The organism is Pseudescherichia vulneris NBRC 102420 (assembly GCF_000759795.1).
Classification (GTDB): domain Bacteria; phylum Pseudomonadota; class Gammaproteobacteria; order Enterobacterales; family Enterobacteriaceae; genus Pseudescherichia; species Pseudescherichia vulneris.
Window position 1 is genome coordinate 67,557 of record NZ_BBMZ01000002.1, and the last position, 21,941, is coordinate 89,497.

At 61.8% G+C, this 21,941-nt stretch carries 21 protein-coding genes; 9 read left to right on the top strand and 12 right to left on the bottom strand.

Annotated elements, in window-relative coordinates:
• Positions 1–7 precede the first annotated feature (7 nt).
• Positions 8–1,432, top strand: a complete 1,425-nt coding sequence (locus tag EV102420_RS00475; protein WP_042387673.1) for a 6-phospho-beta-glucosidase — start codon at positions 8–10, stop codon at positions 1,430–1,432.
• Positions 1,433–1,555: 123 nt separating this feature from the next.
• On the opposite strand, the gene hycI is transcribed toward EV102420_RS00475, so the two are convergent.
• From hycI to hycA, 9 genes are all read right to left on the bottom strand, one after another.
• Positions 1,556–2,011 carry a hydrogenase maturation peptidase HycI gene (gene hycI, locus EV102420_RS00480; RefSeq protein WP_042387675.1) on the bottom strand — a complete coding sequence of 152 codons (456 nt, stop codon included), beginning with the start codon at positions 2,009–2,011 and terminating at the stop codon, positions 1,556–1,558.
• The gene (locus EV102420_RS00485; protein ID WP_042387677.1) at positions 2,004–2,414 is read right to left on the bottom strand and encodes a formate hydrogenlyase maturation HycH family protein; all 411 of its coding nucleotides are present in this window, start codon (positions 2,412–2,414) and stop codon (positions 2,004–2,006) included. Before EV102420_RS00485 ends, hycI begins: the two co-directional genes overlap by 8 nt.
• Positions 2,411–3,178 carry an NADH-quinone oxidoreductase subunit B family protein gene (locus tag EV102420_RS00490; RefSeq protein ID WP_042387679.1) on the bottom strand — a complete coding sequence of 256 codons (768 nt, stop codon included), beginning with the start codon at positions 3,176–3,178 and terminating at the stop codon, positions 2,411–2,413. Before EV102420_RS00490 ends, EV102420_RS00485 begins: the two co-directional genes overlap by 4 nt.
• Positions 3,178–3,720 (bottom strand): formate hydrogenlyase complex iron-sulfur subunit, encoded by a 543-nt coding sequence (locus tag EV102420_RS00495; RefSeq protein WP_042387680.1) that lies wholly within the window; start codon positions 3,718–3,720, stop codon positions 3,178–3,180. Before EV102420_RS00495 ends, EV102420_RS00490 begins: the two co-directional genes overlap by 1 nt.
• A 9-nt stretch (positions 3,721–3,729) precedes the next feature.
• Positions 3,730–5,439 carry a formate hydrogenlyase subunit HycE gene (gene hycE, locus EV102420_RS00500; protein ID WP_042388574.1) on the bottom strand — a complete coding sequence of 570 codons (1,710 nt, stop codon included), beginning with the start codon at positions 5,437–5,439 and terminating at the stop codon, positions 3,730–3,732.
• A gap of 17 nt (positions 5,440–5,456) precedes the next feature.
• Positions 5,457–6,380: a respiratory chain complex I subunit 1 family protein gene (locus EV102420_RS00505; protein WP_042387682.1), complete on the bottom strand. Its 924-nt coding sequence runs from the start codon at positions 6,378–6,380 to the stop codon at positions 5,457–5,459.
• Positions 6,381–6,382: 2 nt separating this feature from the next.
• The gene (hycC, locus tag EV102420_RS00510; protein ID WP_042387685.1) at positions 6,383–8,209 is read right to left on the bottom strand and encodes a formate hydrogenlyase subunit 3; all 1,827 of its coding nucleotides are present in this window, start codon (positions 8,207–8,209) and stop codon (positions 6,383–6,385) included.
• On the bottom strand, positions 8,206–8,811 hold the full coding sequence (locus tag EV102420_RS00515; protein WP_042387688.1) for a 4Fe-4S dicluster domain-containing protein: 606 nt from the start codon (positions 8,809–8,811) through the stop codon (positions 8,206–8,208). The genes hycC and EV102420_RS00515 overlap by 4 nt, the downstream gene beginning before the upstream one ends.
• An 80-nt stretch (positions 8,812–8,891) precedes the next feature.
• On the bottom strand, positions 8,892–9,359 hold the full coding sequence (hycA, locus tag EV102420_RS00520; protein WP_042387690.1) for a formate hydrogenlyase regulator HycA: 468 nt from the start codon (positions 9,357–9,359) through the stop codon (positions 8,892–8,894).
• A 188-nt stretch (positions 9,360–9,547) separates the two neighbouring features.
• Here hycA and hypA point away from each other — a divergent pair, with 188 nt between their 5' ends.
• The 6 genes from hypA to flhA all read left to right on the top strand — a co-directional run bounded on the left by hypA (position 9,548) and on the right by flhA (position 15,304).
• Positions 9,548–9,898 (top strand): hydrogenase maturation nickel metallochaperone HypA, encoded by a 351-nt coding sequence (gene hypA, locus EV102420_RS00525; protein WP_042387693.1) that lies wholly within the window; start codon positions 9,548–9,550, stop codon positions 9,896–9,898.
• A gap of 3 nt (positions 9,899–9,901) precedes the next feature.
• Positions 9,902–10,774 (top strand): hydrogenase nickel incorporation protein HypB, encoded by an 873-nt coding sequence (hypB, locus tag EV102420_RS00530; protein WP_042387694.1) that lies wholly within the window; start codon positions 9,902–9,904, stop codon positions 10,772–10,774.
• Entirely contained in the window at positions 10,765–11,037 is a 273-nt protein-coding gene (locus tag EV102420_RS00535; protein WP_042387695.1) for a HypC/HybG/HupF family hydrogenase formation chaperone, read from the top strand. Before hypB ends, EV102420_RS00535 begins: the two co-directional genes overlap by 10 nt.
• Complete coding sequence (gene hypD / locus EV102420_RS00540) at positions 11,037–12,158, top strand: hydrogenase formation protein HypD (RefSeq protein WP_042387696.1); 1,122 nt, start codon at positions 11,037–11,039, stop codon at positions 12,156–12,158. Before EV102420_RS00535 ends, hypD begins: the two co-directional genes overlap by 1 nt.
• Positions 12,155–13,165 carry a hydrogenase expression/formation protein HypE gene (gene hypE / locus EV102420_RS00545; RefSeq protein ID WP_042387697.1) on the top strand — a complete coding sequence of 337 codons (1,011 nt, stop codon included), beginning with the start codon at positions 12,155–12,157 and terminating at the stop codon, positions 13,163–13,165. The genes hypD and hypE overlap by 4 nt, the downstream gene beginning before the upstream one ends.
• Before the next feature lie 72 nt (positions 13,166–13,237).
• Positions 13,238–15,304, top strand: a complete 2,067-nt coding sequence (flhA, locus tag EV102420_RS00550; RefSeq protein ID WP_042387699.1) for a formate hydrogenlyase transcriptional activator FlhA — start codon at positions 13,238–13,240, stop codon at positions 15,302–15,304.
• A 1-nt stretch (position 15,305) separates the two neighbouring features.
• Here the strand turns inward: flhA and EV102420_RS00555 are convergent, their stop codons facing one another.
• On the bottom strand, positions 15,306–15,650 hold the full coding sequence (locus tag EV102420_RS00555; RefSeq protein ID WP_042387701.1) for a nitrous oxide-stimulated promoter family protein: 345 nt from the start codon (positions 15,648–15,650) through the stop codon (positions 15,306–15,308).
• A gap of 138 nt (positions 15,651–15,788) precedes the next feature.
• Here EV102420_RS00555 and EV102420_RS00560 point away from each other — a divergent pair, with 138 nt between their 5' ends.
• A complete protein-coding gene (locus EV102420_RS00560; RefSeq protein WP_042387703.1) occupies positions 15,789–16,025 on the top strand; it encodes a DUF2171 domain-containing protein in 237 nt (78 codons plus the stop codon).
• 234 nt (positions 16,026–16,259) lie between these two features.
• Positions 16,260–17,531 carry an EAL and HDOD domain-containing protein gene (locus EV102420_RS00565; protein ID WP_042387705.1) on the top strand — a complete coding sequence of 424 codons (1,272 nt, stop codon included), beginning with the start codon at positions 16,260–16,262 and terminating at the stop codon, positions 17,529–17,531.
• On the opposite strand, the gene uca is transcribed toward EV102420_RS00565, so the two are convergent.
• Positions 17,528–21,139 carry an urea carboxylase gene (gene uca / locus EV102420_RS00570; protein WP_042387707.1) on the bottom strand — a complete coding sequence of 1,204 codons (3,612 nt, stop codon included), beginning with the start codon at positions 21,137–21,139 and terminating at the stop codon, positions 17,528–17,530. The genes EV102420_RS00565 and uca overlap by 4 nt on opposite strands.
• 156 nt (positions 21,140–21,295) lie before the next feature.
• Positions 21,296–21,931, bottom strand: a complete 636-nt coding sequence (locus EV102420_RS00575; RefSeq protein WP_042387709.1) for an urea amidolyase associated protein UAAP2 — start codon at positions 21,929–21,931, stop codon at positions 21,296–21,298.
• Between the last annotated feature and the right edge of the window lie 10 nt (positions 21,932–21,941).

Sequence of the window (21,941 nt, forward strand, 5' to 3'; positions counted from 1 at the left end):
GTAAACTATGTCTGTATTTCCAGAGGGATTTTTATGGGGCGGCGCACTGGCCGCCAACCAGTCGGAGGGAGCGTATCGCGAAGGCGGCAAGGGGCTGACCACCGTTGATACCATTCCGCACGGCGCAAACCGTCTGCCGGTCAAGCTGGGCCTGGAGAAGCGCTTTACCCTGCGCGACGATGAGTTCTACCCCAGCCACGAGGCGATCGATTTCTATCATCGCTACCGGGAAGATATCGCCCTGATGGCGGAGATGGGCTTCACCGTGTTTCGCACCTCCATCGCCTGGGCGCGCCTCTACCCCAACGGCGACGAGCTGACGCCCAATCCCGACGGGATCGCTTTCTACAAGGCAGTATTTGAGGAGTGCCGGAAGTACAACATCGAGCCGCTGGTGACCCTATGCCACTTCGATGTGCCGATGCATCTGGTGCGCGAGTATGGCTCCTGGCGTAACCGTAAGATGGTAGAGTTCTTCACCCGCTACGCCCGCACCTGCTTCGAGGCGTTCGACGGGCTGGTGAAGTACTGGCTGACCTTCAATGAGATTAACATCATGCTGCACAGCCCCTACTCGGGCGCAGGGCTGGTGTTCGAGGAGGGTGAGAACCCGGAGTGGGTCAAGTACCAGGCGGCGCACCACGAGCTGATCGCCAGCGCGCTGGCCACCCAGATTGCTCACGAGGTGAACCCGAACAACCAGGTCGGCTGTATGCTGGCAGGCGGCAACTTCTATCCCTACTCCTGCAAGCCAGAGGACGTCTGGGCGGCGCTGGAGAAGGATCGCGAAAACCTGTTCTTTATTGACGTTCAGGCGCGCGGGGCCTATCCGGCGTGGACGGGGCGTATGTTCCGCGAGAAGGGGATCGCCATTGAGATCCTGCCCGGTGACGAGGAGATCCTCAAGCACACCGTCGATTTTGTGTCGTTCAGCTACTACGCCTCCCGCTGCGCCTCGGCGGAGATGAACGCGGGCAACACCAGCGCGGCTAACGTTGTTAAGTCCCTGAAAAACCCCTGGATCGAGGCCAGCGAGTGGGGCTGGGGTATCGATCCTCTCGGCCTGCGCATCACCATGAACATGATGTATGACCGCTACCAGAAGCCGCTGTTCCTGGTAGAAAACGGCCTGGGGGCGCGGGATGAGTTCGATGCTAACGGTGAGATTAACGACGACTACCGCATCAGCTATCTGCGGGAGCATATTCGCGCCATGGGCGAGGCGGTGGCGGACGGCATTCCCCTGCTCGGCTACACCTCCTGGGGCTGCATCGATCTGGTGGCGGCGTCAACCGGGGAGATGAGCAAGCGCTACGGCTTTGTCTACGTTGACCGCGACGACCAGGGCAACGGCACGCTGGACCGCGTCCGCAAGAAGTCGTTCTGGTGGTATAAGAAGGTGATCGCCAGCAACGGGGCGGATTTAGAGTAACTTGTAGGCCCGGTAAGCGCAGCGCCACCGGGCGTATCTATGTCGATGCGGCAACGCCGGGCGGCGCTGCGCTTGCACCGGCCTACGGGGCACGGTGCCGTTTGCCCGACCTCTGGGGTTATTTTACAGCGCCGCAAACCCTCCCTGCCCCTGCCAGCCGTCAAGCCGCTGATACACCGTCTCTACCGCCTCTTTAACCGGCGGCGTCATCGGGTAGTAGAAGCCGACAATATCCGGCTGGATGCCAAGGAAGATCACCTCCCCCACATCCTCTTTGAGCTGATCCACCAGATAGTTCAGCGGCATATTGTGGGTGGTCATCATAAACAGATCGGCAATATCGTCGGGATCGACAATACGGATCTCGCCGGGATTGAGTCCCATGTCGGTGGCGTCGACGATCAGCAGGCGATCCGGGCGCAGCTCGCGGATCGCCACCACGTCATTTTCCGGCGCGCTGCCGCCGTCAATGACCTGCCACGTGCCCGGCTGCCGGGCGGCGCACATCTCCGCCAGCAGCGGGCCTGCGCCATCGTCACCCATCATGCTGTTGCCTACGCAGAGTAAAACGTCAGTCACGGACTCTCCTCACCATCAGATAGATGGCGCTTTCCTGATGAATATCATGCAGCAGACTGAGCAGTACGCGACTCCACGTCTGCTGCTGCGGGGTCTGAACCGCCAGCGCCCGGTCAAAGGCGCTTGCCAGCATCGCGATATGTGAATGGTCGATGACAATCTCGCCATACTTCGGCACGCCCGCCATCTTGCGTCGGGCAGTGCTTCCCTCCTCCAGGGTGGCGATCCACGCCAGGTAGTCGTCCCACGGGCAGGTCAGCGCCGCCTCCAGGCAGTCGATCACCCCCAAGTGGTGACCGATGGCGAGGCTGTAGTAGACCACCTGCTGCGCCTCGGCGGGCGTGGCGTCGTTCTCATCGATAAACTTCCGGCTCAGCTGGCTGAAGACCACGGATTCACTCATGAGATCCGCGCCTCATCGACGACGGTGTTAAGGTGCGCCACAATTTCGTTCAGGCGCGGATCGTCCTCTGCCGCCAGCCAGCGCGCCACCTGGTTCTCACCCAGCGCCCGCAGGCGCAGGTAGTCGTCAGCGATCTCGCGCCCGTAGCGGTAGCCCGCCAGCCGCCGCGCCTCGCGATCGACACGCACCCGCAGGGGCTGGACGATATCCTCATGCAGCAGCGCCGCCGGCTGGTTGTCCTCTTCTCCCGGCAGGCGAGCGTGAATTTTCTGCTCCAGCAGACCCAGCGCCATGGCAAAGCCGTAAAGCGTTGCGGCGGGCGTCGGCGGGCAGCCGGGAATGTAAACATCCACCGGGACGATTTTGTCGGTGCCGCCCCAGACGCAGTAGAGATCGTGGAAGATGCCGCCGCTGTTGCCGCACGCCCCGTAGGAGATGCAGATTTTCGGATCGGGAGCCGACTGCCAGGCCCGCAGCGCCGGGGAGCGCATCGCTCGGGTCACCGCCCCGGTGAACAGCAGAATGTCGGCGTGACGCGGAGAGGGCACAACCTTGATGCCGAAGCGTTCGGCATCAAACAGCGGCGTCAGGGTAGCGAAGATTTCGATTTCGCAGCCGTTGCAGCCCCCGCAGTCGACGCGGTAGACATAGGCCGAGCGCTTGATCTTTTTCAGCAGCGAGGCCTTCATGCTGGCGATGGACTCCTCCACCGTCATCGGCACGGGAATGCCGTTGGCATCGCGCGGTCCCAGTAAATTGCTCATCAGCTGGCCTCCTGCATATGGCGGGTAAGTTCAATGCGATCGGACGATACCAGGCACTTCTGCCGCTTGCACGCCGGACAGGTTTCGAAGCCTTCGCGGTGATGCTCCGCCCGGCTGTCGCCGTTATGCGCCAGCAGCGCAATGGCGTAGTCGATCTCTTTCTGCACCGCAAAAGGCCGCTCGCACACGCGGCAGTGGCACAGGTCAAAACGCGACTGCTGTAAAAAATCCTCTTTCTTCCACACCGCCAGCTCATACTCCTGGGAGAGGGTAATCGCCGCCGTGGGGCAGACCTCCTCGCAGCGCCCGCAGAAGATGCAGCGCCCAAGGTTAAACTGCCAGGCCTGCTCGCTGCTCGCCAGCAGGGTCTCTACCGATAAGGCATTCGAGGGGCAGGCGTTGACGCAGGCCGCGCAGCCAATGCACTGGCGGGGATCGTGCTGCGGCTTGCCGCGAAAGTGCTTATCCACCTCAATAGGCGCAAGCGGATAGGACGCGGTAGGCGTGCCGGTCTTGATCACTTTTTTGATAAAGGTAAACATGACGACTCCTTATTTCAGCGGCGAGTTTTTACGCTCAATGCCGTAGCGCTCAAGCTCTTTGTAAGGCACGACCTTGCTCTTCTTCTTGCGTACGTCCACTACCGTCATACGGTCGGTGCAGGAGTAGCAGGGGTCGAGGCTGCCGATGATCAGCGGCGCGTCGGAGACGGTGTTGCCGCGCAGCATATAGCGCAGGGTCGGCCAGTTGGCGTAGGTCGCCGCCCGGCAGCGCCAGCGATAGAGCTTCTGGTTATCCCCGGTCATGCTCCAGTGAATATCATCCCCGCGCGGCGCTTCGGCAAAGCCAAGGGCGAAGCGGTTAGGGATATAGGTGAAGCCCTCCACCATCAGCGGGCCGCCGGGCAGATTATCCAGCCCGAACTCGATCATATTCAGGGCAGTGAGCACCTCGTTGATGCGCACCTTGAGGCGGGAGATAACGTCGCAGCCCTGCTCGCTGTGCACCTCTACCGGCAGCAGGCCGTAGCCGACAAAGGGGTGATCGGCGCGGGTGTCCCGGGCGTGGCCGCTGGCGCGCACCATCGGGCCGACGTTGCTGAAGTCGCGGGCGATCTGCGGATCGAGACGGCCAATCCCTACCGTGCGCTGCTCAATATTCGGCGTGCTCATCAAAACATCGACCAGCTCCTGCACGTCGCGGCGCATCTGGCGGGCAAGCTGCCGGGTCTGGATCATGTCATCCTTCAGCATGTCGCGACGAATGCCGCCGATCAGGTTCAGGCCGTAGGTTTTACGTGCCCCGGTGAGGATCTCCGCCATCTTCATGGAGGTCTCACGCACGCGGAAGAACTGCATAAAGCCGGAGTCGAAGCCGACGAAGTGGCAGGCCAGGCCGAGGTTCAGCAGGTGGCTGTGCAGGCGCTCCACCTCCAGCAGAATGGCGCGGATCATCTGGGCGCGCTCCGGCACCACGATGCCCATCGCGTTCTCCACCGAGGTGGTATAGGCGGTGCTGTGGGCGAAGCCGCAGATACCGCAGACGCGATCCGACAGGAAGGTCACCTCGTTGTAGCCCATGCGGGTCTCCGCCAGCTTCTCCATGCCGCGGTGGACGTAGAAGAGGCGGTAGTCGGCATCGATAATGTTTTCGCCGTCGACAAACAGGCGGAAGTGGCCCGGTTCATCGGAGGTGACGTGCAGCGGGCCAATCGGCACCACGTTGTTCTTTTTGCTGCCCAGTTCGTTAATGAACTCGTAGGTTTCGCTGTCGGTGGTCGGCGCGGGACGCTGACGGTAGTCCATGCTGTCTTTACGCAGCGGATAGAGTTCATCCGGCCAGTCGTCCGGCAGCACCAGACGACGCTCGTCCGGCAGGCCAACCGGGATCAGGCCGTACATATCGCGCACCTCACGCTCGCCCCAGACGGCGGCAGGCACGCGCGGCGTGACCGAGGGAAACTCCAGCGTGTTGGCATCAACTTCTACGCGCACGGTGATCCAGCACTTAGTGCCCTGCTCCATCGACAGCACGTAGTAGACGGCATAGCGGCCGCAAAGCTGGCGCTCGTCGTTGCCAAACAGCACCGACAGCCAGCCTCCCTGCTGGTAGTAGAGATACTCCACCACCTCTGGCAGGGCGTTCACCTTCACGGTAATGGTCAGCTGATCGCGGGTCTGCCAGGCCTCATCCAGCACCGCGCCGGGAATGGCCTGATGCAGCGCCGCGAGATAGTGCTGACCCAATTTTTCTTCAGACATGTTCAAACTCTCTTTCATCACGCCGCCAGCAAGGAGACGAAGGCTAAAAATGCAAAGCCAAACCCGGCCCAGGTCACGCGGGAGGTCGCGCAGAAGCGCAGCCGCGCCATACTGTTCTCAAACAGGGCAATTACCAGCACGCCCAGCACCAGCTTGACGACGGCCACCACCAGCGCCAGCAGCAGGCCGCCCGCGCTAAAGGTCACCATCTGCCCCCACGGCAGGAAGAGGCCAACAAACAGCTGCAATACCACCAGCTGCTTGAGGCTGATGCCCCACTTCAGCAGGGCAAAGCCGTAGCCGCTGTACTCGGTCAGCGGGCCTTCCTGCAGCTCCTGCTCGGCTTCGGCGAGATCGAACGGCAGCTTGCCCATTTCGATAAAGGTGGCGAAGGCGCAGGCGCAGAGCGCCAGCAGGAGCGGAATGCTACGCCCAACGGGCCAGGACCAGAGCGTGGCGGTCATGGTGCTGATATGGGTCGAGCCCGCCACCAGCGCCACGACCCACAGGTCGAGAAGAAGGATCGGCTCTACTAATACGCCGAGCATCGCCTCACGGCTGGCTCCGAGGCCGGTAAAGGGGCTGCCGGTATCGAGCCCGGCGATGGCAAAGAAGAAGCGGGCAATGGCGAAGAGGTAGATCAGGGTGATGAGATCCCCCAGCGCCGGTAGCGGCGAGGCCACGGTCACCACCGGCAGCGCGGTGGCGATGGTCAGCATCACGCCGATCATCACAAAAGGCATCAGGCGGAATACCCAGCTGGCATCCGCCGGGGCGACGCTCTGACGCCCCAGCAGCTTGATCAGATCCCGGTACTCTTGCAGTACCCCTGGCCCACGGCGGTTATGCAGGCGGGCACGGGCCACGCGGCTTATCCCGGACAGCAGCGGCGCAAAGGCAAAGAGCACCAGCGCCTGAAGTAACGGATAGAGAACGCTCATGTTCAGGCTCCTCGTGAAATAACAATAACCACCAGCACCGCCAGCTCGACCAGCGCCAGGCGACGAACCAGCGCCGGAGCAGCGTGCTGCCAGACCGGCATCAGCGCCACCGGGTTGAGCCGCTTACGCAGGCCGAGCACCGGCGCAAAGGCCTCTTTCACCGGCATTGCGAAACCGTGCGCGGTGATCACCATCGACTGTTCATGCTCGTAGCCGCACGCCCAGGCCGCACCGCGCGAGCGCGACGGCAGGCGGTGACCTTTGAACAGCATCATGATGATGAACGGCAGCAGCGGGCAGGCGATCAGCAGCAGGGCAATCATCGGCTGCGAAACGACGCTTGTGGTAGTGAGCGGTAACGGCACCGCGGCGGAGAGCAGCGGCAGCAGCCACGGCGAAGCGATGCCGCCGATGAGACAGCACACAGCCAGCCCGACAACAGAGGCGGTCATCAGCCACGGCGCGCGACGGGCATTGGCGGCTTCCGGCGTACGCGGTGCGCCAAGGAAAGTGACGCCGTAGACCTTGGCCATACACATCACCGCCAGCGCGCCGGTGATCGCCAGTCCTACCGCCAGCAGCGGGCCGAGCAGGCGGGCGATAAAGAGGTCGCTGCTGCTCAGGGAGAAGAAGCCCTGGTAAATCACCCACTCACCGGCAAAGCCGTTCAGCGGCGGCAGCCCGGCCATCGCCATCAGCCCCACCAGCATCATCAGAGAGATAACCGGCATCCGTTTTCCGATGCCGCCGAGCTTCTCAATATCGCGATGGCCGGTAGTGAACCAGACGCTGCCCGCACCCAGCAGCAGCAGGGTTTTAAACAGACTGTGGTTGATGAGGTGATAGAGGCCACCCACCAGGCCCAGCGCAATCAGCGCCGGTTGGCCGAGGGCGACCCCGGTCAGGCCAGCGCCGAGACCCAGCAGAATAATGCCGATATTTTCCAGAGTGTGGTACGCCAGCAGGCGCTGGATGTTGTGCTCCATCAGGGCATAGAGGCCGCCGACAAACGCGGTCACCGCTCCGAGCAGCAGCAGGCCGAGCCCCCACCACAGCGGCATGGCCTGCCCGGCCAGCAGCGGCAGGACAAAGAGACCAAACAGCCCGACCTTCATCACCACGCCGGAGAAGAGCGCGGCGGCAGGGGCATCGGCCCCGGCATGCGCCTGCGGTACCCAGCCGTGCAAGGGGATAATTCCCGCCAGCATGCCGAATCCCACCAGCCAGAGCAGCCAGATCGCCGTTCCCGGACCCTCATCAACGAAGCGCGCGGCGAGGCCAGTAATCTCCAGCGTGCCGTAGCGCTGCCACAGCAGCCAGCAGGCCGCAGCCAGCAGTAGCGTTCCGATGCGGCCCTGGGTAAACCACAGCTTGCCGGACTGCGCGCAGCCAGTAAGAAACGCGCCGCACAGCGCCATGATCTCTGCCATCACCACCAGGGTAAGCAGATCGCTGGCGACGATAGTGCAGACCGCCGCCGCCATCAGCAGATTGACCAGCAGGCCGTTAACCTTCACCTGCGCATGTCGGTGCCACGCCACGTTATAGAGGCTGATAAAAAACCCCGGCAGGGCGATCGCCAGCAGCCAGACGGCGTTGAGCGGCGTCAGGCGGATCAGCTGAGGCAGGTAGAGCACCGCGCTCTCCCCGCTTGCGGTTCTGCCGGTTAACAGCCCGGCAGCCACGGCGATCACCATTCCGCAGGCCACCGCTCCGCCAACGCCGGCCAGCAGGCCGCTTAAGCCGCGGTGAAACGAAAAAAGCAACGCCAGCACCGCCGCCGCAACAAACAGCAGGACGGCCAGGTCGATCAGCATAAATGCGCTCATTTCGCGCCTCCTTGCAGGTTGAGCAGCGAGAGGTCGCCATAGTCGCCGTTGAGGGTCAGCTCGCGCTTGCGTTTGCTGGCCCGGGCGATATCCAGCGAATTTACCATCCGCAGCGCGCCGGTTGGGCAGGTGCGGATGCAGGCCGGGCCGTTCTCATCGAAATCGCAGAGATCGCACTTCACCGCCACGGCGCGTATGCCGGGCACCCAGTCGAGCAGGGAGCTGACGCGAGCAGGGGCAGGCGGCGCGGGGGGCGCTTTCGGTGAGTTGGCGTTAGCCGGAATATGCAGCGGACGGCTGCCGCTCATCTCAATCGCGCCGAAAGGACAGGCGATTGCGCACAGCTTGCAGCTCACGCACAGGCTCTCATTGAGCTGTACCGCGCCGTCCACGCGATTGATCGCATTGACCGGGCAGACCCCGGCGCAGGGCGCATCCTCACAGTGGTGACAAAGTTGCGGGGCAGACTCTTTGGCGCTGCGCATCACGCTCAGGCGGGGCATCGATTGCAGCCCGTGCTGGCGGTGCGTCTCTGAGCAGGCGGCTTCACAGGTGTGGCAGCCGATACAGAGCGTGGCGTCAGCAATAACAAAACGATTCACCGGACACTCCTCAGGTGGTCATTTTTGACGAAATCGTGCCGACGGCCTGTCATTTCGACACTCCTCGACACGGCAGGCATTCAGGCCACCGAGGCCTGGGCGGATTGATTGACGAGCTGGCGGAGATCCACCGGCGTGTCCTGCTGAATAGCTGAATACAGGCCGTTGTAAACTGGACCGATCTTCTCTAAGTAGTGCTCCAGCACCTGGGCGCGGTCGCGGTTGTTGATCCGGCCATCAATGCGGCCGTCCTGCGCCAGCTGGGCCTCGGCAATCAGCAGCTGCTCGCCGCCGTTTTTGCTCTCCACCCGATAGTGGATGGTGTGGCTGTTAAAGCCGTCCGCCAGGGCGACGGTAATAAGGAAGTGTTCGAACAGCACAAAGCAGAGATCCCGCTCCGGCGCGCAGTACATGCCGTGATGCAGGTGGGCTTTGGAGAGCGTAATGCCCTGAACCAGCGAGTTGCAGTAAGCCTGCCACTCCTCTTGCAGGCGATGGTGCCGTTCGGCAATGAAGTCAGCTTTTTCGCTAATTTCCCAAATGGTCATTTCAGGTTACCCGGTTAGTTGTGACCAGCCGATATAGCACTTTTCATGCCATTTTTTAAATTATTGATTTTTATTAAAATTAACTGAATGGCAGTGTCATTTCGTCAGCGTCGACATCGTCAGTAACGTCGTTTTCGTTGGCTGGCACCGTTATTGCATTATCGGCGCTGTGAATAACGGGAGGCCCTATGCACGAAATAACCCTATGCCAGCGGGCGCTGGAGCTTATTGAGCAGCAGGCGGCGGCGCATGGCGCACGGCGGGTGACCGGCGTATGGCTGAAGATAGGCGCGTTCTCCTGCGTGGAGAGCAGCGCCCTCACCTTCTGCTTTGAGCTGGTATGCCGGGGCACGCTGGCGGAAGGCTGCACGCTGCATCTCGATGAGCAGCAGGCGGAGTGCTGGTGCGAAAACTGCCAGCAGTATGTGACCCTGCTGAGCCAGCGGGTGCGTCGCTGCCCCCAGTGCCAGAGCAACATGTTGCAGATCGTGGCCGACGACGGCCTGCAGATCCAGCGACTCGAAATTGAACAGGAGTAGACTATGTGTAGTACCTGCGGCTGCGGCGAAGGCAATCTCTATATAGAGGGCGATGAGCACCGCCCTCACTCGCCATTTCGCAGCGCCCCCTTCGCCCCTGCCCTGCGCAGCGGCCAGGCGATTACCGGGGTGAAAACGTCATCCTTTACCCCCGCCCGGACGCCGGAAGGCGATCTCCACTACGGCCACGGCGTTGCCGGAACCCATGCGCCGGGCATGAGCCAGCGGCGGATGCTGGAGATCGAGATCGACGTCTTAGCCAAAAACAACCACCTTGCCGCCCGCAACCGCGCCCGCTTTGCCGCGAAGCAGCAGCTGGTGCTTAATCTGGTCTCCAGCCCCGGCGCGGGTAAAACCACCCTGCTGAGCGAAACGCTGCTGCGGCTGAAAGGTAACGTTCCCTGTGCGGTGATCGAGGGCGATCAGCAGACCGTCAACGACGCAGCACGCATTCGCGCCACCGGCACCCCGGCCATCCAGGTCAATACCGGCAAAGGCTGCCATCTGGACGCGCAGATGATCGCCGACGCCGCCCCGCGCCTGCCGCTGGCCAACGGCGGGATTTTGTTTATCGAGAACGTCGGCAACCTGGTCTGCCCGGCCAGTTTCGATCTTGGCGAACGCCATAAGGTGGCGGTGCTGTCGGTCACCGAAGGCGAAGACAAGCCGCTCAAATATCCGCATATGTTTGCCGCCGCCTCGCTGATGCTGCTTAACAAAATCGACCTGCTGCCCTACCTCCACTTTGATGTGGAAAAATGCCTCGCCAGCGCCAGGGCGGTGAACCCGGACATTGAGATTATCCAGCTCTCCGCCACCAGCGGCGAAGGCATGGACCAGTGGCTGGCCTGGCTGGAGGCGCAGCCATGTGCATAGGCGTACCCGGACAGATCAGCGCCATCGACGGGCTACAGGCGAAGGTTGAGGTGTGCGGCATCCAGCGCGACGTCGATTTAACCTTGGTGGGCAGCGTGGATGAGTCCGGCTGCTCCCGCCTCGGCCAGTGGGTGCTGGTCCACGTCGGCTTCGCCATGAGCGTGATCGACGAAGCCGAGGCCCGCGACACCCTGGCGGCGCTGCAAAACATGTTTGAGGTCGAGCCAGACGTCGGCGCGCTTTTGTATGGGGAGAGTGCCTGATGCGCTTCGTTGATGAGTATCGCGCTCCGGAAGCGGTGATGCAGCTGCTTGAACGCTTACGCGACCGTGCCCGCCGTCTCGACTACACCCCGGCGCGCCCGCTACGGATTATGGAGGTGTGCGGGGGACATACGCACGCCATCTTTAAGTTTGGCCTCGACCAGCTGCTGCCGGAAAACATCGAGTTTATTCACGGTCCCGGCTGCCCGGTCTGCGTCCTGCCGATGGGGCGCATCGATGCCTGCGTGGAGATTGCCAGCCGTCCGGAGGTGATCTTCTGTACCTTTGGCGACGCCATTCGCGTTCCGGGAAAAAATGGCTCGCTGCTGGCGGCGAAATCACGCGGGGCCGACGTGCGCATGGTCTACTCGCCGATGGATGCACTGAAGCTTGCCGAAGCCAATCCCGATCGCAAGGTGGTCTTTTTTGGGCTGGGATTTGAGACCACTATGCCCGCCACCGCCGTGACCCTGGAGCAGGCTCGTGCCCGCAACCTCACCAACTTCTTCTTCTTTTGCCAGCATATTACCCTCGGCCCTACGCTGCGCAGCCTGCTGGAGCAGCCGGATAACAGCATCGACGCCTTTTTGGCCCCCGGCCACGTCAGCATGGTGACCGGCACGGCGGCCTACGGCTTCATCGCCGATGAGTTTCAGCGTCCATTAGTGGTGGCTGGATTCGAACCACTTGATCTACTGCAAGGCGTGATGATGCTGGTTGAGCAGAAAATAGCAGCCTGTAGCCGGGTAGAGAACCAATATCGGCGGGTGGTGCCCGACAACGGCAATCCGCTGGCGCAGCAGGCTATCGCCAGGGTGTTTACCGTTGAGGGCGAAAGCGAGTGGCGCGGGCTGGGCGTGATTGCCCACTCCGGGGTGCGTCTCAGCGATGCGTTCCGGCGCTTCGATGCCGAAACGCATTTTCAGCTCTGTCCGCAGCAGACCTACGACGATCCGCGCGCCCGCTGCGGCGAGGTACTGACAGGTCGCTGTAAGCCGCACCAGTGCCCGCTGTTTGGTCAAACCTGCAATCCACAAACCGCCTTCGGCGCGCTGATGGTCTCTTCTGAAGGGGCGTGCGCCGCCTGGTATCACTATCGCGCCCAGGAGTGTGAAGTATGAGTACGGTGCAAATGGCCCACGGCAGCGGAGGCCAGGCGATGCAGCAGCTGATTAACGCCCTGTTCATGCAGGCCTTTGATAACCCCTGGCTGGCGGAGCAGGAGGATCAGGCCCGTCTCGATCTGACTGACCTGGCGGCAGGCGGCGATCGGCTGGCCTTCTCCACCGACAGCTATGTGATCGATCCGCTCTTCTTTCCAGGGGGCGATATCGGCAAGCTGGCGGTGTGCGGCACCGCTAACGATATTGCGGTCAGCGGTGCGATCCCGCGCTATCTCTCCTGCGGCTTTATCCTCGAGGAGGGGCTGCCGATGACGACCCTGCAGGCGGTGGTCAACAGCATGGCGGCCACGGCGAAGGCGGCAGATATCGCCATCGTCACTGGCGACACCAAGGTGGTGCAGCGCGGGGCGGCGGATAAGCTGTTTATTAACACCGCAGGCATTGGCGCGATCCCCACCGGCCTGAACTGGCGCGCGCAGACGCTGCAGCCGGGAGACGTCGTGCTGGTGAGCGGCACGCTGGGCTGCCACGGGGCGACCATTCTCAACCTGCGCGAGCAGCTTGGGCTGGACGGCGAACTGGTGAGCGACTGTGCGGTACTCACGCCGCTGATCCAGTCCCTACGCGCGATTAACGGCATTAAGGCCCTGCGTGACGCCACGCGCGGCGGGGTTAACGCGGTGGTGCATGAGTTTGCCGCCAGCAGCGGCTGCGGCATTGAGCTTAACGAGGCCAGCCTGCCGGTGAAGCCCGCCGTACGTGGCGTATGCGAGCTGCTGGGCCTTGACGCCCTCAACTTTGCCAACGAGGGCAAGCTGGTGATTGTCGCCGAGCGTCAGGCCGCCGAAGCTGCGGTTGAACGACTGCGCCAGCATCCGCTGGGTGGTGATGCGGCAATTATTGGTGAGGTCGTGGCCCGTAAAGGGGTACGGCTGAGTGGTCTTTACGGCGTGAAGCGCACCCTGGATCTACCCCACTCTGAACCCCTGCCGCGCATTTGCTAAGGCATTTTGCAGGCAAGATAAAAAACGATTAGGCTTTTGGCACCCCGTTCGGTGCCTTTCTGGATTAGCACAATGTCGAATACACCGATGGGCGATCTCGGACAGCAGGGGCTGTTCGATGTCACCCGGACTCTATTACAGCAGCCGGATCTCGCCGCGCTGGCACAGACCCTGACCGGGCTGGTCAGGGAGGCGGCGCTGGCGGATCGCGCCGGAATTGTTCTCTGGCGCGCCGGGGATCGCCGGGCCAGCTACTACGCCTCCGGCCCCGACGGCACGCCCGTGGCGTATGAGGATGAAACCGCCCTGGCCCATGGCCCGGTGCGCCGCATTCTTTCTCGTCCGCAGGCTCTGCACTGCAGCTACCAGGATTTTAGCGCGGCCTGGCCGCAGCTTGCGGAAAGCCATCTCTACCCCGCCTTTGGCCACTACGCACTGCTGCCGCTGGCGGCAGAGGGGCAGATTTTCGGCGGCTGCGAGTTTATCCGCCGTGATGACAGGCCCTGGAGCGCCCAGGAGATGGAGCGCCTGCACACCTTCACCCAGATCGTTGGCGTGGTGGTGGAGCAGATCCAGAGCCGGGTCGACAGCGGCCCGGACTACGATCTCCTGTGTCGCGAGCGCGACAACTTTCGCATTCTGGTTGCCATCACCAACGCGGTGCTCTCCCGCCTTGATATGGACGAGCTGGTGGGCGAGATTGCCAAAGAGATCCACCGCTATTTCGATATCGACGCCATCAGCATCGTGCTGCGCAGCAGCCGCAAGGGCAAGCTGAACATCTACTCCACTCACTACCTCAACGAGCGTGCACCCCTGCACGAGCAGAGCGAGGTTGACGAGACAGGCACCCTCTCCGAGCGGGTATTTAAGAGCAAAGAGATGCTGCTGCTCAACCTGCACGAGCGCGACCGGCTAGCCCCCTACGAGCGGCGGCTGTTTGAGACCTGGGGCAACCAGATCCAGACTCTCTGCCTGCTGCCGCTGATGTCCGGCGACAATCTGCTGGGCGTGCTTAAGCTGGCCCAGTGTGAGGAGAAGGTCTTCACCACCGCCAATTTGCAGCTGCTGCGTCAGATTGCCGAGCGGGTGGCGATTGCCGTCGACAACGCCCTTGCCTACCAGGAGATCCAGCGCCTCAAGGAGCGGCTGGTGGATGAGAACCTCGCCCTGACCGAACAGCTAAACAACGTCGAGGGTGAGTTTGGGGAGATCATTGGCCGCAGCGAGGCGATGTTCAGCGTCCTCAAGCAGGTGGAGATGGTGGCCCAGAGCAACAGCACGGTGCTGATCCTCGGCGAGACCGGTACCGGCAAAGAGCTGATCGCCCGGGCGATCCACAACCTGAGCGGCCGCAACACGCGGCGGATGGTCAAGATGAACTGCGCGGCGATGCCTGCTGGCCTGTTAGAGAGCGATCTCTTTGGTCACGAGCGGGGGGCCTTTACCGGGGCCAGCGCCCAGCGCATCGGACGCTTTGAGCTGGCGGATAAAAGCTCGCTCTTCCTGGACGAGGTAGGCGATATGCCGCTGGAGCTGCAGCCCAAGCTGCTGCGCGTGTTACAGGAGCAGGAGTTTGAGCGCCTCGGCAGCAACAAGCTGATCCAGACCGACGTCCGGCTGATCGCCGCTACCAATCGGGATCTCCGGCAGATGGTGCAGGATCGCGAGTTCCGCAGCGATCTCTACTACCGGCTCAACGTCTTCCCGATCCATATCCCGCCCCTGCGTGAGCGTCCGGAGGATATCCCCCTGCTGGTGAAGGCCTTCACCTTTAAAATCGCCCGGCGGCTGGGACGCAATATCGACAGCATCCCTGCTGAAACGCTGCGCACCCTCTCCAGCATGGAGTGGCCGGGCAACGTGCGCGAGCTGGAGAACGTGATTGAGCGGGCGGTGCTACTTACGCGCGGCAGCGTGTTGCAGCTGTCGCTGCCGGAGATTGCCGTTGCCGCGACCACGCCGGTAGCGGTCGCCCAGGACGGTGAAGAGGAAACGCAGCTGATCCTGCGGGTGCTGCGGGAGACCAACGGCGTCATCGCCGGGCCGAAAGGGGCCGCCCAGCGTCTGGGCCTCAAGCGCACCACCCTGCTCTCACGGATGAAAAGATTGGGCATTGATAAAACGATGTTGGGATAAATTATTTCTTGCGCTGATACTTCTCGGGCAACGGCGGCACCGGGCGCTTATCGTCAATCAGATGGCGCACGGTGAGGATCGGGTGGTGCCACAGCATACGCGGCCCGGCCCAGCGCATAATCTGCTTCATCTCTTCCCGCTTCGCCGGCTGGTAGCAGTGCACCGGGCACTGCTTACAGGCCGGCTTCTCCTCACCAAATACGCACTTATCCAGGCGTTTTTCCGCATAGGCAAAGAGCGCATCGTAGTGCCCCTCTTCCGTGGAGGCAGCGGGCGCGCCGCGCTGATAGAGGGCAATCATCCTGCGGATAGTGAGTTTTTCACGGGCGATGCGAGGGCCAGCCATAGAAGACGCTCCTGGGGGAAGAAAGAGGCATTTATAATACATCTTCTGCACGAGCGGCTCAAAGAGTTCAGATTGTTCTGCCCTGCAGAGTTAAAAACGTCGACTATACTCAAACTTCATCACAACAAAGGAGGATGTATGGTTAATAAAAGTGAAATTCGTGAACACGCTCAGGTTATCGCCAGCTGTGGTACCCACGTTGGCACCGTTGACCACCTCGAAGGCGAAGACAAGATCAAACTGGCAAAAAGTGATTCGGCTTCTGGCGGTGTGCACCACTATATCCCTCTAAGCTGGGTTGAAAAAGTTGACGGTAACAACGTGGTTCTCAACAAGAACTCGGAAGAAGTGAAATCTTCCTGGCAGACCGCGTAACTGCAGTTTCTGCGCCGTTCGGGCCTCTGGCCTGAGCGGCGCGCTCTATTTTCCCGCCCTTCTCTTAGTTCTAAAAATAACCCCACCTGTCAAGCAACTGTTTTTAAAAGATAAACAGACACACTTTTTTTGTGACGAAACTTTACAAATAAGGGATAATTTGTGAAAAGTATTAGTCAGCCCGCGCATTACGCGGCATAGTGACAAGCTAAAGCGCTGGGGTGAGGATAGAGAATGTTTTCTTTTGTCGCCAGACAGGCGATTTTTGATGAAAATTTGCAGACCTTTGGCTACGAGCTCCTGTTCCGGGACAGTATGGCTAACCGTTTCCCCAACGTTTCACCTGAACACGCCACCGCCCAGCTCATTGAAGAGCAATTCTTTGGTGCGCCCAGCGACGGCCAGAAAGAGTCGGGTACGGTATTTGTTAACTTTCCCTATGAACTGCTGCTCCAGGGGCTGGCGGAAACGCTGCCTAAAGATCGGGTGGTCATTGAGATCCTTGAAACTGCCGAGCCGACCGGGGCCCTACTCGCCACTATTAAAAGACTGCATCAGCAAGGGTTTCGCGTTGCGCTGGATGATTTTTCCCTCAGCAGCGACTGGGATATCTTTATTCCCTACATCAGCATTATCAAATTCGATATTCGAGAAAATAGCTGGCCGGAAATTCAGGACTACCTGCTGTGTCGCGAGGCGCTGCTGAAAAATACCCTGCTGCTGGCGGAAAAGATCGAAACCTTCGACGAATACGAACTCTTTAAAAACGCCGGCTTTACCCTTTTTCAAGGCTATTTCTTTAGCAAGCCGGTGGTCTACAAAAGCAATAAGCTGGTGCAGAACCATATCGTCTCTCTGAATTTGATTCAGGAGGTGAATTCCGATGCGCCCAATTTGCAGCGTATCGAGGATCTGCTCAAGCACGACGTCGCCCTCTCCTATAAGGTGATGCGCTATGCGCAGAACATTCTCTATAACACCCGGGGCATTAAGGGGACGCGCAGCCACTCGCTGAAGGATATTGTGGTTTATCTGGGCGCCAAAGAGCTGCGGCGCTTTGTGCTGGTCACCTGCCTCAGCTCGATGAAAGACGTTAAAACCAATGAAACCTACTATCAAAGCCTGATCCGCGCCAAGTTCTGCGAGCTGGCGGCGGCCCGCCTGCGTGGCAGGGTCTCGGCCAACGACGCGTTCATGGTGGGACTCTTCTCGTTGCTGGATGCCGTATTCGAGATCCCGCTGGAGGAGCTGATTGGGCAGGTAGTGATTTCTCAGGACGTCCGCATGGCCCTGCAACAGCACCGGGGTCTGCTGCACCAGTTTGTTGCTCTGGCCGAGCTGTACGAGCAGCGGAAGTGGGAGGAGGCCAGCCAGCATGCTTACCGACTGGGGCTGACGCGCGGAATGGTGGCTGAGATGATGTCCTCAGCCACCCAGTGGGCCGACGAGATGCCGGTTAACGCCCCGCTGAAGGCCAGCCCGCCGAAGAGCGCCCGCGTGCGCTAAACCACGGCGCGCTCGGCGTTAACCACCGCCACGCACTGCCCGGCCCGCACCGACGATCCCGGCTGCACCCGAACCTGATCCACGATGCCATCGCAGGTGGCCCGCAACGGGATCTCCATCTTCATTGACTCCAGGATCACCATTACGTCCCCCTCCTTGACCCTGTCGCCCGGCTTGACCAGCACCTGCCAGAGATTACCGGCAATAGGGCTGTCGATGCCACGCTGACCCGCCTGGAGCGGCGCATCGTCACCCACCTCCGGCATAGCGTCATTACTGTCAAAGTGCGCCTGACCAGAGGCCACCCAGCGCTCTCTTTCAGCATTAAACGCCGCCTGCTGATGGTGGCGGAAGGCATCAATGCTGGTCGCCTCCTCGGTCAGAAACTGCTGGTACTCTGCCAGCCGCAGCGTGCTCTGCTCAATGCGCAGCGGATAACGTCCGAGCGGGAAATCGCGGCGAATGGTCAGCAGCTCTTCGGCAGAGACCGGGTAGAAACGGATCTGGTCGAAGAAGCGCAGCAGCCACGGCTTGCCGCCAAAATCCTCGACCGCATGATAGCGATTCCACATCTGCAGCGTGCGTCCGACGAACTGATACCCCCCCGGCCCCTCCATGCCGTAGACGCAGAGATACGCCCCGCCAATCCCAACCGAGTTCTCCGCCGTCCAGGTGCGCGCCGGGTTATATTTGGTGGTCACCAGCCGGTGACGCGGATCGAGCGGCGTCGCCACCGGCGCGCCGAGATAGACATCCCCCAACCCCATCACCAGATAGCTGGCGTCAAACACCGTGCGATAAACCTCGTCAATGTTGTCGAGATCGTTGATGCGGCGGATAAACTCCAGGTTGCTTGGACACCAGGGCGCATCCCGGCGCACGGTGGTCATGTACTTGTCGATGGCTTTCTGGCAGGCCGGATCGTCCCACGACAGCGGCAGCCAGACCACACGCGACGGCACCTGCAGATCCTCCTGCTGACATACCGAGTGCCACACTTCGCGTACGATCGCCAGCAGGTGCGACAGCGTCAACGCCTCCGGCTGATAGTGCACCTGTAGCGAGCGGATGCCCGGCGTCAGGTCAATCACCCCGTCAAGGGCCAGCGCCTCCAGGGCCTGCATCAACGCGTGGCCGCGAAAGCGCAGAACCAGATCCAGCTCGGCATCGCCAATCTCCAGCAGCAGATGGGTATCACCCGAGAGGCGCGCCACCAGCCGCTTGTCTGCCGCGCCGGTCTCCATCACCACCGGCGAGGTGAGCGGCTGCATCTGCCAGTTGATTGCCACCGGTTGCAGGCTCGCCAGCTCCTGGCTGCGCCCCTGCGCCAGCAGGCGGGCGGTGTCGATGTCCACCGGTACGAAGCGCACCCGATCCCCGGCGTTAAGCTGGCCGAGCTGCCAAAGATCCGCCTCGATGACCGTCACCGGGCAGACAAAGCCGCCGAGGCTTGGGCCATCCGGGCCGAGGATCACCGGCATATCGCCGGTAAAGTCCACCGCGCCGATGGCATAGGGGTTGTCATGAATGTTTGAGGGATGCAGACCCGCCTCGCCGCCGCTGTCGCGCGCCCACTCCGGTTTCGGGCCAATCAGGCGCACGCCGGTGCGGCTGGAGTTGAAGTGCACCTCCCATTCGGTGGCAAAAAAGGTCGGGATCCACTCGGGCGTAAAGTACTCCGGCGCGCCGTGCGGGCCGTAGATCACCCGCAGCTCGCGTACCGTCCCGAGGGACGTATGCAGCGCCGCAGGCAGGGCCGCGCCGCAGCGGGTATCGGTTAACGGCGCAAGGTGCAGCACGTCTCCGGTGCGCAGAGCGCGCCCGGCGTGGCCGCCAAACTGGCCGAGGGTAAAGGTGCTCTTGCTGCCTAAATAGTCCGGCACGTCGAGACCGCCGCGCAGGCAGAGGTAGCTGCGCACGCCCGCCTCCAGGGTATCTCCCAGGGTTAACGTGGTGCCCGCCCGAATGAAGAAAGTACAGTTCATTGCCTGCGGCTGGCCGTCCAGTTCGACGCTTATCGCTGCGCCGGTGACGACCGCCACCGCATCGGTATTAAACTTCAGGGTTGGGCCGCTGACGGTGATCTCCAGCCCTGCCGCATCGTCGGCATTGCCTAACAGACGGTTGCCAAGGCGCAGAGCGCGATCGTCCATCGGCCCGGATGGCGGGACGCCCACCGCCCAGTACCCCTGCCGTCCCGGATAGTCCTGCACCGTAGTTTGCGTCCCGGCGCTGACCACCTCCAGCGTCGCCGCCTGATAGCTCAGGTTCTCAAGGCAGCGGGTCCACGGCTGGCCGCTGGCAAAGGGCGCGTCGCGCAGAATCTGCCGCAGGTACTGGCGGTTAGTCTCTACGCCATAGAGGCGCGTCTCTTCCAGCGCGCTGTCCAGCCGATCGATGGCTTCGTCGCGGGTAGCGGCGTAGGTAATGATCTTAGCCAGCAACGGATCGAAGAACGGCGGTACTTCGCAGCCGGACTCTACCCAGGTGTCGATCCGCAGCGTGGTGCGATCCTGCTGCGGAAAATTCACGTTGGTCAGCAGGCCCGGCGAGGGCTGGAACTCACGGCCCGGGTCCTCGGCATAGACGCGGGCCTGGATCGCATGCCCGCACGGGCTTAAGCCAGCCGCGATCTCGGCCAGCGGCGGCAGATCCCCTGCCGCCAGGGCGATCATCATCTGAACCAGATCCACGCCCCACACCTGCTCGGTGACACCGTGCTCGACCTGCAACCGGGTGTTGACCTCCAGGAAGTAGAACTGCTGCGCGCTACTGTCGTAAACAAACTCCACCGTGCCGGCGCTGCGGTAGCTCACCGCCTTGCCCAGTTCGATAGCCGCCTGGCAGAGCGCCTCGGCCATTCCCTCAGGCAGCGCCGTGGCGGGGGTCTCCTCCAGCACCTTCTGGTTACGCCGCTGCACCGAGCAGTCGCGTACGCCGAGCGCAATCACCTCTCCTTCACCGTCACCAAAGATCTGTACTTCCAGATGGCGGGCGCGCTCAATGTACTTCTCAATAAAAACGCCCGCATCGCTGAAGTTATTTTTCCCCAGCCGCTGCACCGCATCGAAGGCCTCCGCCAGCTCTGCCGGGCTGTAGCAGACGCGCATTCCGATCCCGCCGCCGCCCGCCGTGCTCTTGAGCATCACCGGGTAGCCGACGCTTTCTGCCGCGACCAGCGCTTCCGCGACGTCGGCCAGCAGCTCGGTGCCCTCCAGCAGCGGCACGCCGTGGCTTTTCGCCAGCGCGCGAGCGGTATGTTTCAGGCCAAAGATGCGCAGCTGCTCGGGGGTTGGGCCAACGAAGGCGATCCCGGCGGCCTCGCACGCGTCGGCAAAGGCGGCATTTTCCGACAGGAAGCCGTAGCCGGGATGGATAGCCTGCGCCCCGCTCTCTTGGGCAGCGGCGAGGATCTTTTCCACCTGCAGGTAGGTTTGCGCCGCCGGGCCTTCGCCCAGGCTGATCGCCTCGTCGGCTTCGCGAATATGCAGGCTGCTGGCGTCGGACTCCGACCAGACCGCCACCCCTTTCACGTTCATCTCCCGCAGGGTGCGCAGGATACGGCAGGCGATAGCGCCCCGGTTAGCAATGAGTAATTTAGTAAACATGATCCAGACCCGAACCGTGGCGGGTCGTCCCGCCGGGAATAATCTCGCCGCCTGGTCGTCCAGGGGGAAAAGGCAGTTATTTCTGCGGCTTATTGTCAAGCGTCAGGCGATTGGCCCTTACCGTAAACAGGCGGTAGAGCATGAGGCGCAGGCGGCTCAGTTCCATACCAGCACCTCCGCAGGGGTCGGATTCCAGCCGTTGCACGGGTTGTTAAGCTGCGGACAGTTGGAGATCAGCACGATGACGTTGCACTCCGCGCGCAGCTCAACGTACTTACCCGCAGCGGAGATGCCGTCTTCAAAGGTCAGCCCACCCTCCGGCGTTACCGGCACGTTCATAAAGAAGTTGATGTTGGCCCCGATATCGCGCTTGTGCAGACGGCCATCGTGCAGGCAGGCGCAGAGAAAGTTATCCCGGCAGCTGTGCATGTAGCGCTTGTCGAGCGAATAGCGCACGGTGTTGCTCTCCTGGGCGCAAGCTCCGCCGAGGGTGTCGTGGCGGCCACAGGTATCGGCCACGATGGTCAGCAGCGGATTGCCCAGCCCCGACCACAGCACGCTCCCGGTGGTCAGGTAGGCGTTGTTCTGGCGACGTAGGGTGCGCTGGGGATCGTAGCGCTCGCGCGGGTTATCGGCGTTATAGAACAGGGTATCGATGGCCTGGTTGCCTTCGAGATCGTGCAGGCGCAGGGTCTGCCCCTTCTTCACTTCAAACAGGTAGTGCTCACCCGCCGGAATGGTATGGCGGAACACCGCTTCTGCCGGATGTTTTTGGCTTTCAACAAGAGACATTTTTCGGCTC

What these genes read in the sequence shown, in the direction of transcription:
- EV102420_RS00475 (WP_042387673.1), top strand. Translation starts at nt 8, where the DNA reads ATGTCTGTATTTCCAGAGGGATTTTTATGGGGCGGCGCACTGGCCGCC.
- EV102420_RS00485 (WP_042387677.1), bottom strand. Translation starts at nt 2,414, where the DNA reads ATGAGTGAATCCGTGGTCTTCAGCCAGCTGAGCCGGAAGTTTATCGAT.
- EV102420_RS00490 (WP_042387679.1), bottom strand. Translation starts at nt 3,178, where the DNA reads ATGAGCAATTTACTGGGACCGCGCGATGCCAACGGCATTCCCGTGCCG.
- EV102420_RS00495 (WP_042387680.1), bottom strand. Translation starts at nt 3,720, where the DNA reads ATGTTTACCTTTATCAAAAAAGTGATCAAGACCGGCACGCCTACCGCG.
- hycE (WP_042388574.1), bottom strand. Translation starts at nt 5,439, where the DNA reads ATGTCTGAAGAAAAATTGGGTCAGCACTATCTCGCGGCGCTGCATCAG.
- EV102420_RS00505 (WP_042387682.1), bottom strand. Translation starts at nt 6,380, where the DNA reads ATGAGCGTTCTCTATCCGTTACTTCAGGCGCTGGTGCTCTTTGCCTTT.
- hycC (WP_042387685.1), bottom strand. Translation starts at nt 8,209, where the DNA reads ATGAGCGCATTTATGCTGATCGACCTGGCCGTCCTGCTGTTTGTTGCG.
- hycA (WP_042387690.1), bottom strand. Translation starts at nt 9,359, where the DNA reads ATGACCATTTGGGAAATTAGCGAAAAAGCTGACTTCATTGCCGAACGG.
- hypA (WP_042387693.1), top strand. Translation starts at nt 9,548, where the DNA reads ATGCACGAAATAACCCTATGCCAGCGGGCGCTGGAGCTTATTGAGCAG.
- hypB (WP_042387694.1), top strand. Translation starts at nt 9,902, where the DNA reads ATGTGTAGTACCTGCGGCTGCGGCGAAGGCAATCTCTATATAGAGGGC.
- EV102420_RS00535 (WP_042387695.1), top strand. Translation starts at nt 10,765, where the DNA reads ATGTGCATAGGCGTACCCGGACAGATCAGCGCCATCGACGGGCTACAG.
- hypD (WP_042387696.1), top strand. Translation starts at nt 11,037, where the DNA reads ATGCGCTTCGTTGATGAGTATCGCGCTCCGGAAGCGGTGATGCAGCTG.
- hypE (WP_042387697.1), top strand. Translation starts at nt 12,155, where the DNA reads ATGAGTACGGTGCAAATGGCCCACGGCAGCGGAGGCCAGGCGATGCAG.
- flhA (WP_042387699.1), top strand. Translation starts at nt 13,238, where the DNA reads ATGTCGAATACACCGATGGGCGATCTCGGACAGCAGGGGCTGTTCGAT.
- EV102420_RS00555 (WP_042387701.1), bottom strand. Translation starts at nt 15,650, where the DNA reads ATGGCTGGCCCTCGCATCGCCCGTGAAAAACTCACTATCCGCAGGATG.
- EV102420_RS00560 (WP_042387703.1), top strand. Translation starts at nt 15,789, where the DNA reads ATGGTTAATAAAAGTGAAATTCGTGAACACGCTCAGGTTATCGCCAGC.
- EV102420_RS00565 (WP_042387705.1), top strand. Translation starts at nt 16,260, where the DNA reads ATGTTTTCTTTTGTCGCCAGACAGGCGATTTTTGATGAAAATTTGCAG.
- uca (WP_042387707.1), bottom strand. Translation starts at nt 21,139, where the DNA reads ATGTTTACTAAATTACTCATTGCTAACCGGGGCGCTATCGCCTGCCGT.
- EV102420_RS00575 (WP_042387709.1), bottom strand. Translation starts at nt 21,931, where the DNA reads ATGTCTCTTGTTGAAAGCCAAAAACATCCGGCAGAAGCGGTGTTCCGC.